Raw genomic sequence first — 10,744 nt, 5'->3', positions numbered from 1 at the left:
CATCCAAACCTGTCACAGCCACCAGACCCATGCGCCCCACCGCATGCGCCTAAGGCAGCCCCTTACCTTAGCCTGAGGAGCCTCATACTCAGCTCCCCCAAACTCTTCGACGGACTCACTACTCGCTCCTGGACCTGCTTATTTCTAAATATCAACATTCGGCAAGAAGGCTGAAGGTGAACAGGATCGTTGACGTCAGCGGCAATAACTTCAGGATTCCAGCTTCTTCTGGAAGCGATCCTTCTGCGGGCGGCCTCCCGCCTCGGATCCTGTGGAAAGCCGGTCCGGCGAATCCGGTCGCATTTTTCCTGGAACAGGCAAAAGGTGACGGCAAACGTTCGCCCTGCTCACGGTCTACAACCAGTACACGGCAGAATCCTCCGATGAGCGGGTATTGAAGTCCTCCCTGTTAGCGACTCGGCGTCCAACTGGATGCAACCTTCGTCTAATCGGGAATCGATCTGTATGCAACGAAGCCGTTCGCTGGCGGATGGGGCTTCAGGTTTAAGCCCGAATGATCCTCCACGACTTGAGCCCCTACGGGCTAGAACCAGCTGTACCCTGGCAAGCCTGCTCTCAGGAGAGCCACGTGATCACATTCCGACACGGCTTTTCGACGGCGAAAGCTTCGATGGCTTCGCTGCCCGGCATCCCCGAGGCAACAGGACAATCGTCAGTCATAGCGGTCAAGCACCAGGAGGAATCCTGTCACCATCGCCCGTGCGAGCCCGCTTCCGACCGAATCCGCGCCAATTCGGCGGGCTGCACGGGAGAGCCTACCACCTCGCCATCCGTAATCGCGGGAAGCAAGCTCTGGACCGACGATTGTGGCACCAGTAATCCTGCCAAGGGGTCGGCCATCGCAAGTTCAATGTCCGGTCCTGCCCGAGCTTGCTGTAGAACGACTGTTCAACGTCAGTTGGCATCACGCCGCCGACACTAAAAAGCGTGCAAGTCCTGTGAATCGCCCGCCTGATAACCCAACAGAGGCGCTTTCCGGAATCCTGCCCGAGACCGCTCCCGACCGTCGCCGAATGATGTGCGCCGCGCGGGGACGCAGCGACAAGCTGATTGAATAACGGCAGCCCCGATTCAATGCTGGGCGATGAAGTCCAGGAGCTGGGCGTTGAACTCCAGGTACTCGCTTAGGTAGGGGTCGTGACCGCTGTGCTCGAAGACGCTGAGGCGTCCGTCTGGGACGGTGTCGGCGAACCAGCGCATGCCTTCGAGCTCGTAGAAGGGTGTGTCCCGGCCGGTGATGACCAGTGTGGGGACCTGGATGTGCGGCACAACGTCACGCCAGTCGGCGACAAAGTGGTCGAGGAGAAGGCGGTGTGCCTTGTCCCAAGGGAAGTCTTCCCAAGATGGCGTGATCGAAGCGACGAGATGCCGTACGTCATCGGGCAAATCCGGTTCAAAACCATCCTTGAGCCAGTCATAGCGGAAGTAGGCCGCGTCAAAGACGTTTTCCTCGGTGATGCCCCGAACACCCCATTGCCACTCGGCGTCGTTCACAATCTTCGGAGACTGGTCCACAGCGACAAACGCAGTGATTCGGTCCCAGGCATCGTCGGCGATGGAGAAGTAAGCCAAGCTTGTCGATACTCCCATCGAATGGCCAACCAGAACCACGTCATGAAGGTCCAGAGCGGTCAGCAGCTCGCCCAGGTCCAGCCCGAGCCGGCTCATCCGCTGCCCGTGCTCGGATACGTCGGAGCGCCCATGCAGCCTGTGGTCGTACCTTATGACACGGTATCCAGCCTCCAACAAGGCGTCGCGCTGCAACACCCAGTGGCCGCTGTGGGCGCTACCGCCGGACGAGAGAACGATCGGCCGCCCTTCGCCCTCGTCGTCGTACCGAATCGTGACCCCGTCCGATGTTGTCAAAGTCAAATTCGTCCCGCTCACGGGTCACTCCTATCCGTTGTTTCCAATATTCGTTGTTCCCGATCAGAAGCCATGAAGTGACTGCTACGCGCCCCTTTCTACTCTGAGGTCCCGCACATCCTGAAAGCCAGGTACCGGAGTACTCTCTGTTGGGCGTCGCGATGATGCAGGGGCAATGGGAGAGGCGGTCGGGCTGTACATCGGAATGGCATCAACCAGTTCGCGCGTGTAGTCGTCCGCGGGCGACTCGAAAAGCTGGGCGACCGGACCGATCTCTCTGACAACGCCTTTCTGCAAAACAAGAGCACGATGGGCGACTGCGCGGACAACCGCAAGGTCATGGGTGACGAATACCACCGAAGTTCCATGCTCCGCAGACAACTTGGACAGAAGATCAAGGATCGCAGCCTGCACAGACACGTCGAGTGCGGAGGTGATCTCGTCGGCAAGGATCAGCCGCGGGTTCGTCACGAATGCCCGGGCGATCGCGACGCGTTGCTTCTGTCCGCCAGACAGCTCGCTGGCATACCGATGAACCACCGTCTCCGGAAGATTAACATCGGCCAAAATTTTACGCACGCGATCTTCACGGTCGGCCTTGGACAACTCGGGTTGGAAGAGCTGCAGAGGCCGCGAGACGAGGCCCATGACGTCGTGACGCGGGTTCAGAGACATATCAGGGTTTTGAAAGACAATTTGCACATCACGCCGCATAGAGCGTGACCGCTTTCCTACCTCGGGGGCGAGTGGGGCACCATCAAACTGGATCTCACCGCGGCTTCGAGGGTGCAGCCCTGCGATGGCGCGCAGCAGGGTTGACTTTCCGCTGCCGGACTCACCGACGAGCGCAAGCGTCTCACCCGGCGCAACGCTGAAAGTGACCCCGTTGACGACCGGCGTCGAACGACCCCGAGAGCCGTACTCGCACCACACGTCGTCGACGGACAATAGCGGCGCCGACTCCTCGATCACTCCGAGAACTGAAGGCCGGTCACTAATCGAAGGCCTTTCATAGTTGCCCGCCCGCACACACCGAACGTTGTGAGAAGGTCTCAATGGCAACAGGTTCGGGTTCGATTCCGAGCAGCTCTTGATGCTGAAGGGGCATCGCGGGACAAAAGGACAGGCTCCCTCGACAACTCCCGGCGGCGGCACACCAGGGATCCCGGACAATGCACGAGTGCCGGTCGGGTCCGGAACGGCCGCGAGCAGCGCCCTGGTGTAAGGGTGCTCTGGGCTCGACATCAATTCCCTCGCCGGAGCTGACTCCACGATCTGGCCCGCGTACATAATTGCGATCCGATCGGAAACCTCCGCGAGGAGAGGCAGGTCATGGCTCACGAACAGGGCGGCAGTCTGGTGCTCCTCGATCACGCGCTTGAGAAGTTTCACGATCCGGGCTTGTGTCGTCACGTCCAACCCAGTGGTCGGCTCGTCGAGGATCAGCACCTCGGGGTTGCACGAGAGGGCGATCGCCAGGTTAATCCGCTGCTGCTGGCCACCGCTGAACTGATGCGGATAGCGCCGGAGGGCGGCCTCCGGATTAGGAACGCCGACCTCCTGCAAAAGTTCGACCTGCCTGTCGCGGTTGGCTCGTCCTTTCAGCCCGAGGTGGATTTCCATGGGCTCAGCCATCTGACGTCCAATCGTCAAAGCTGGAGTCAACCCGTTCGATGATGCTTGGGGCACATAAACAACCTTGCTACCCCATATGCGCCGAAGTTGTGGAAGGGGGATGTTCAGTAGATTAATGTCCCCAAGTTTTGACTTGCCAGCGGGCACCTGCATCGCGCCGGGCCGATAGCCGATCGCCGCCAGCGCCGTCGTGCTCTTACCGCAGCCGGACTCGCCCGCCATTCCGAGGATCTTTCCTCGCTCCAGAACAAAATCGACATCATTAACGACCGCCTTGATGTCACTGTTCCGCTGGCCGTACCCTACTGAGAGCCCGCGCACTTCGAGCGCGACCGAGGTAGTCATAGCATGGAGTCCTTTGTAGTGTCGTTGCTGACGTAAGAGATGATCGAGTCTGCGATCAGGTTGAGGCCAACCGACAGGGCAGCGATGCCGACTACCGGCGCGAGAGCCGCCCAGGGCTGGACCTGCACATACCCCAGGCTGCTCGCGATAGATAGGGCCCAGTCAGGCGACGGTGGCTTAGCTCCGAGACCAAGGAAGTTAAGGGCCGCGACGAAGAGCACTCCATAGGTAACCCGGAGGGCGAGATCCGAGACGAGCGGTCCGACGATGTTTGGGGCGATCTCCCGAACAACAATGGACAAAGGACGCTCGCCGCGTGCCCGCGCTGCTTGGACGTAGTCGGACGTGACAACCGCGAGTGTTGCTCCTCTGGCCACTCTTCCAATTTGCGGCATGAAGATCACTGCCACCGTCGTCAACAGGACTGTCGTTGACGAGCCAAAGCCAGCGATGACGGAGAGGGCAATGAGCAGGGGCGGGAGAGTCAGAAGAACGTCGAAGACTCGGGCTACGACTTTATCGAGCAGTCCACCGGCGTAGGCAGCAACCATCCCCAACAGACCCCCGGTGATCGTCGCCAACGCAACGGCCGCGAGCGGAATCAGCAACACCATCTGACCACCCAGCAGGAACCGGCTGAAGACATCCCGCCCCAGGTTGTCCGTCCCGAACGGCAAACCGCTGGTCGGCGGCGAGAGCGGCCGCCCGACAGCAAGCTGATCATATGCATGAGGAGCCAGTGCTGGACCAAAAATCAGGACTAGGACGACGGCGCTGATGATCACGAGCCCGGAGCGCCCTGACCAGGTGTGCGTGATCGGTCGGAGGACACGCAGCCTTCGTACTGGCCTGCGATGAATAACTGTCGTCTGGGGCATGGAATCCGCGCTCATCGGGCCGCCTTCAGTCGTGGGTTGAGGTAGGCGACAAAAATGTCTGCAACGAAGCTAAGAGCGATAAATACCGCACCGAGCAGCACCGTGATCGAGAGAGCCGAGTTCGTGTCGCCCTGCGCGATCGCTTGCACCAAGAGCCGTCCTAGCCCTGGGAAGGCGAAGACGTTCTCGACGATGATGGCACCGCCGAGCAGGTAAATCATGACGAGCGCGACGGCGTGCACTAGCGGGACGGCCGCGGAACGGGTCGCATGTCGCCACACGACTCGGCGCCGGGGCAACCCTCGCAGGACGGCGTTCCTTGTAAAGGGAGCGTTCAAGGCTTCTGAGACAGAGGCACGTGCGATGCGCGAGACGTAAGGCACAACAATCAGTCCGAGGGTCAAAGCGGGGAGGACGAATGCCTGGAGCCAGGCAAAACTAACCTCCCCCGAGACAGCCGAGGAGGAAACGGGCAGCCAGCGGAGCTGAACTGCTAGCAGGATCATCAAGCCCAATCCAACGACGAATTCCGGGAGCGCAGCCAGGACGGTCATCACCACGAACGCGACGCGATCAAAGACTCCTCCTTTTCGAGCCATGAACACCCCGAGGGCGATGGCCACGGGAAGGGACCAGACCAGAGACGCCAGGGCGAGCTCAGCTGTGTGGGCGAAAGCAGGAAGCACCAGAGGTTTGATCGGCAATTTTGAGGTCAGAGTAGTGCCCCAATCACCCTGAAGGTAGTGACCGAGCCAGTCAAGGTATCGAACGGGCAACGGACGGTCTAGTCCCTGCAACGTGATGAAGGATTGCAACTGTTCGTCGGTAACGCTGATTCCGAGCGCGTTGCGCGCGATCTGCTCAGGTGAACGGTTCATTGCCGCGAACGCTATGAACGAAATCAGCAAGAGCGTCAGAACCGACATCAGAAGCTGACGAACCAAGGCCCAAACGCGAGTCATACTCTTCCGGGGTGCGACCACCGGCGCCGCGATCGGTTCCGCTGCCACGATAGTCATTTCATACCCTTTCTCAATTGTGAATCATCAAACATCTGTGCCGCCCCGAGGTTTCAGGCCAACCACGTCTTTCGGAAATCTACTGTGTCCAAGTTCATGAAGACGCCGTTAACTTTGGAAGACCGTGCATAAGCAGCGTCCGAGAAAACAGGAATTAGAAGGCCAAAGGACTTTCGAGCCTGCAGGTAAGCCTCTTGGGTCAGCTCGACTTGCCGGCTCTGATCTGTGGTTGCGTAAAGCTCGTCGACTATTTTGTCCACAGCTGGATCTGCGAAGTGGGTGTAGGGCCAAGCAGCGCTCTTCCGGTAGAAGGCGTCGAACCCGACAGGCGGGAAGAACTGGGTAAAGAAGCTCATGAAAGCAGGGGTGGCCATATACCCCTTCGACCAGTACGTGTCCGGCGAGAACTGGTCCAATGTCACGTTGATCCCGGCACTCTTGACGGCCTGCTGCCAGGCTTGAGCAGCATCCAACATTCCGGGTACAGAATCTGTCACGCTCAACTTCATGTCCAGTCCGTTCGGGAAACCCGCCTCGGCCAGCAGCGCCTTCGCCTTGCCCTGGTCATATTCTGGTTTGAGCCCGGACGGGTACCAGGAAGAGCCAGGAGCGATCGGCACATCTGCGGTGGCCGTCCCCTGGCCGAGCAGCGCGGTCTCGACCATCTTATCGCGGTCGGTTGCAAGCTTGATGGCATCGAGCACGCGGTGGTCGTCGAAGGGCGCCACCCGCTGATCGAACGCGAAGACCCAGCTTTGCCTGTTCTTGATCGTCTCGAGAACCAAGTCGTTTCGGCCTTGAACCCCCGCCCACAGCGAGACCGGAATCAAATCGGTAATGTCAGCTGCTCCTGATAGCGCGGCCTGCAGCTTTGCGCCCTGATCCGGCGTAATCGATGCCTCGATCCCATCCAGGTACACCGCGTCACCCCAGTATGCGTCATTCCGCACAGCCTTCCACCCCGTGCCGGGGCTCCATGCCGTTAGCTTGAATGGCCCTGTTCCCACCAAGTTCTTGCCGCTGAAGTCTGTCACTCCGTCTTTGATCATCTGACTTGCTGGGTTCGCGCCCAGAGTCTGAATCAGGACGCTGTTGGGCTTCTTAAGGTTGAGCACAACCGTCGAGGCATCCGGTGCCGAAACCCCGCCCATGTCGAGGTAGGGCGACAGGAATCCGTTGATCGCACTCCCCGTCTTTGGATCGAGCCAGCGGCTGATGGTGTAAAGGACGTCCTTTGACGTGAAGTCGCTTCCGTCATGCCACTTCACACCTTCTCGAAGGTGAATCGTCCATTGCGTCGCGTCGGAGTTGACTTCCCACGATGTCGCCAGGGCCGGCTGCACTTGGAAATTATTGTCGGTGACAGCAAGCGGGTCATAAATCGTTTTCACGACCAAGGATGCATTTGCCGTGAGAGCGGTACCTGGGTCCAAGGTGTCCGAACTGCTACCGTCACCGATCGAAATGCGCAGGGTACCGCCCTTCTTGGGCGTTCCGCCGGACTGCTCGGTGCCGCTGCTCGGCGAATTGGTGCAAGCAGCGAGCAAGAGAGCGCCGAGGCTGATGCCTCCGACCGCCAGCACCTGGCGCCGAGAAGTCTCTAGCTTGAACGGATTGACGGGCCCTGACGCGGACGGCTCTTGAAAGTTGTGGACCATGCGATACACCTCCAGGTTCAACGCCTCGGACAGACCGATGACGACTGAAAAGAACATATCTGTGAAGGAGGTCACGTGTTGATTGTTGGATTTCACAACTTAGCGGAGGCTGTTTGTGTTTCCCACAATGCCGCCGTATCAAGCGGTTCGGCCGGTCTGCGGGCCCAGCACGCCTATGCCCGCCAGATCATACACAATGCAAGGCAAACAATCGCGCGACGTCTTACCGGCGCGCCAAGGAGTTGGAGAGGCACCTGACGTGGCTGACTCGTTGGCTACTGATTAGGAGCAGGTCAGCTCATTCTGGGCTCGAACGGCGCTGCTTCCGATCCTGTGACGTGTCCTCCTTTCGAAAGGACGATGGCCCCCGCACGTTTCGACAGCGCGACGACTTACTCTGGCCGATCTTTCCCAGAGAGTGCCGCGGTGACGAGTTCATACGAGCCGTGGACGAGGTCTTCCACGATTGTGCGGGTGATCCCGGGGCCGGCCGCGATAGATACCCAATGCTCCTTATTGAGGTAGTGACCTCGGCTGATCGAGGCGTGGTCTCGCTGTAGTGCGTCGCCGTGGTCCAGGCCTATTTTGACGGTAACAATCTGCTGATCCGGATCGTCCTCGGTCACGATCAAGAAGACCTTACCCGCTACCTTCCACACCTGCAGGTGAGGGGTAAACGGATAGCCGCTACTGGTCTCCGGCAAACCCTCGGCAACCTGCCGAGCAATCCGCTGCACTTCCTCGCCGCTCAATGTCACGACTGCAGGCCCCGTTCGAACGTCTCCGCATCCACCGGCCGGTGAACCCGCGGGAGGTTCTCGACCGCCAGAAAGATCACGATTGGGTCATTAGTCCCGGTGGTAAGCAGCATGGACACCTTCCCGCACTTTTAGATCTCCGAGTCTGGTCCGAACGCCTGTTCCAGCCCCGCACCATGCAGCAACTCGGCGCGAATCTTGGCGCACTCCTGCAGTGTCTGCACCTCATCAGTCCCTGCCATGTGTCTGTCCGGTCGACGATGCTATCGGGAAATGCGCACACCTGTAGCGAGGGGGCCGATTCGTGGACAATACCAGCAATTGTGGAAGCAGGCGATTGCGAGCTGCTGGCAAGATGCCACTACGCGTTCCGCAAGGGCGGCGTTCATGCTGAATCGGCTGTAGACCGGCGGCCTTACAGCAACCCGAGTATTGGAGCTTCCTGTGGATCGAACAATATTCAAATCCAAAATCCACCGGGCACCGTCACTCAGGCTGACCTGCATTATGTAGGTTTGGTCACCGTCAACCTGGACCTGCTCGATGCTGCCGACGTCCTTCCGGGGGAGCTCGTCGCCATCGTGGACGTAACTAACGGCGCCCGTCTGGAGACCTACACCATCGCCGGCGAACGGGCCTCGGGCGTCATCGGCATCAATTGGGCCGGCTGCGCACGTGGTACATGAAAACGACATTGTCATCCTGATTCCGTGCGCTCAGATGACCTCCGAAGAAGCGAGGGTCTACGAACCGCGTGTGGTTCATGTTGACCAACACAACCGGCTCATAGTATTGGGGCAATGACCCCGCCCAGGGCCTCACACCGGGACTACTGCGGCCCCCGTTCGCGCTGAACAAGACAGCACTCCGGAACGGACTGTGAGGGCTGGTACCCCGCCTGCGCTTTACTTTAGGAGAAAACGCCATCCTGTCCGGAGTTGCAGGATATTCCTTACGTCAGGTGCGACTGCTCAGATCCGTTGAGTGATTCGAGAAGACCGTGTGCTGGATGAGATAGTGGCTGTCCTTGTCTCGACATAAAGCGGTTCCTCGTCGCCCTCGAACGCTCCGTTACCCCGAACTTGGCCGCAATACTAGCATTTCCTAGTAACACGCTTCGAAATGAGAGAATTAGTCAAAAGGAGCATATTGCTCAGGTATTTTCGATCGAAGGAGATGGCGTGCCGGGCTTGCTTCCCCTGTCCAAGGACCCGATAGCCGAGGCCCAGCGTCATTGGCAGGAGCACGGATGGGGTGATGCCGCCGAAGGCATGGCCGCGGTCACCGCGCTCATGCGTGCCCAGCAGATTCTGCTCGGCCGTATCGAAGGCGTGCTCAAACCCCATGGGTTGTCGTTCGCCCGCTATGAACTGCTGGCGCTGCTCAGTTTCACCAGGAGCGGGTCGCTGCCCATGGCCAAGGCCAGTGCACGGCTGCAGGTCCACCCCACGAGCGTGACAAGTGCGGTGGACCGACTGGCACGTGCTGGGCTGGTGCGCAGGGTTGCCCACCCGACGGACGGCAGGGCCACCTTGGTGCAGATTTCCCCTCAGGGCCGGGACGTTGTCCTGGCAGCCACCAAGGATCTGAACGCGCAGGTATTCACCCGAACCGGATTTACCAGTGACGAGGTTGAGGGTCTGATCGAAACCCTTGGTCGCTTCCGGCGCCAGGCGGGCGACTTCGATGAAAATGCCCGCCTGGACGACGAGTGACGGCAAGGCGGGCACTTCCAACAGAATGCCAAAACGCGGCTAGAGCTCGAAGAGCCGGGAATCACGTCCCGCCCATTTGAATTCGGGAGTCTGCTTTGCGAGGAAAGCCTGGATCCCTATCTCGGGCTCACCGCTGAGGGCCATTTCACGTTGCCATGCAGCGCTGGTCTCCCCCGGGTCATCGCCGCCCTTGGCGATGATGTCCACGATATCCTTCATCGCCTGGATGGACAGCTGCGAACGGGAGGCCAGACGCTCGGCGAATTCCGTGATTTCCGCCCAGAAACCGCCCTGGGGTACCACCCGTGCCAGCAAGCCCAGGGCCATCGCTTCCGCAGCCGGGATAAAGTCTCCGCTGAAGAGCAGGTATTTCGCCGTCGCTGGCCCGGCCAGCCTGACCAGCCGTTCAATGCCCGACAGCGGGTAGATTATGCCGACCTTTGAGGGTGTGATGCCGAATGTTGACCGGTCGGAGGCGATCCGGATGTCGCAGGCACCTGCAATCTGCCAGCCGCCGCCGATGCAGTAGCCGTCGATGGCGGCAATGGTGGGCTTGTGGAAACTGGCCAGCGCGTTTTCTCCGGCGGTGACGTGGCCGCCGTCGTGCCGGCCGGTGCCGGGATCATGCAGGATGTCTTTGAGGTCGCTGATGTCTGCTCCCGCGGAAAAGTTCTCCGCCGCTCCACGCACCACTACCACCTTAACGGTTTCGTCGACCGCCAGAAGATCGAGCAGGGGTTGGAACTGTTGCCACATGTCCTTGGTCATCGCATTGCGCCGGCGCTCATTGTCCAGCACGATGGTGGCCACCGGACCGTTGTATTCGACCCGGAGGGTTCCGGTCACAGT

8 protein-coding genes and 1 pseudogene are annotated in these 10,744 nt (G+C 59.9%); 2 read left to right on the top strand and 7 right to left on the bottom strand.

All coding sequences use genetic code 11. The features are described 5' to 3' along the window. Positions 1 to 1,092: 1,092 nt before the first annotated feature. From J7E82_RS14750 to J7E82_RS14725, 6 genes are all read right to left on the bottom strand, one after another. A complete protein-coding gene (locus J7E82_RS14750; protein WP_214863909.1) occupies positions 1,093 to 1,908 on the bottom strand; it encodes an alpha/beta fold hydrolase in 816 nt (271 codons plus the stop codon). A 63-nt stretch (positions 1,909 to 1,971) separates the two neighbouring features. Continuing rightward, the gene (locus tag J7E82_RS14745; RefSeq protein ID WP_214863907.1) at positions 1,972 to 3,867 is read right to left on the bottom strand and encodes an ABC transporter ATP-binding protein; all 1,896 of its coding nucleotides are present in this window, start codon (positions 3,865 to 3,867) and stop codon (positions 1,972 to 1,974) included. Next, positions 3,864 to 4,760 carry an ABC transporter permease gene (locus tag J7E82_RS14740; protein ID WP_214863905.1) on the bottom strand — a complete coding sequence of 299 codons (897 nt, stop codon included), beginning with the start codon at positions 4,758 to 4,760 and terminating at the stop codon, positions 3,864 to 3,866. Before J7E82_RS14740 ends, J7E82_RS14745 begins: the two co-directional genes overlap by 4 nt. Continuing rightward, the gene (locus J7E82_RS14735; RefSeq protein WP_214863903.1) at positions 4,757 to 5,764 is read right to left on the bottom strand and encodes an ABC transporter permease; all 1,008 of its coding nucleotides are present in this window, start codon (positions 5,762 to 5,764) and stop codon (positions 4,757 to 4,759) included. Before J7E82_RS14735 ends, J7E82_RS14740 begins: the two co-directional genes overlap by 4 nt. A 53-nt stretch (positions 5,765 to 5,817) precedes the next feature. Beyond that, complete coding sequence (locus tag J7E82_RS14730; RefSeq protein WP_214863901.1) at positions 5,818 to 7,497, bottom strand: ABC transporter substrate-binding protein; 1,680 nt, start codon at positions 7,495 to 7,497, stop codon at positions 5,818 to 5,820. A 317-nt stretch (positions 7,498 to 7,814) separates the two neighbouring features. Continuing rightward, entirely contained in the window at positions 7,815 to 8,174 is a 360-nt protein-coding gene (locus J7E82_RS14725; RefSeq protein ID WP_214863900.1) for an MmcQ/YjbR family DNA-binding protein, read from the bottom strand. Between the two features lie 450 nt (positions 8,175 to 8,624). On the opposite strand from J7E82_RS14725, the pseudogene panD reads away from it, so the two are divergent. Then, a pseudogene (gene panD / locus J7E82_RS14720) lies at positions 8,625 to 9,063 on the top strand (aspartate 1-decarboxylase). A gap of 298 nt (positions 9,064 to 9,361) precedes the next feature. Next, on the top strand, positions 9,362 to 9,895 hold the full coding sequence (locus J7E82_RS14715; protein WP_308113852.1) for a MarR family transcriptional regulator: 534 nt from the start codon (positions 9,362 to 9,364) through the stop codon (positions 9,893 to 9,895). A gap of 39 nt (positions 9,896 to 9,934) precedes the next feature. Here J7E82_RS14715 and J7E82_RS14710 read toward each other — a convergent pair whose 3' ends face one another. Next, entirely contained in the window at positions 9,935 to 10,741 is an 807-nt protein-coding gene (locus J7E82_RS14710; protein WP_214863898.1) for an enoyl-CoA hydratase/isomerase family protein, read from the bottom strand. Positions 10,742 to 10,744 lie beyond the last annotated feature (3 nt).

Source organism: Arthrobacter sp. ISL-30 (genome assembly GCF_018613855.1).
Taxonomy (GTDB): Bacteria; Actinomycetota; Actinomycetes; order Actinomycetales; family Micrococcaceae; genus Arthrobacter.
Note: the sequence above shows the minus strand (reverse complement) of the source record. Positions and strands in the feature narration are given on the sequence as shown.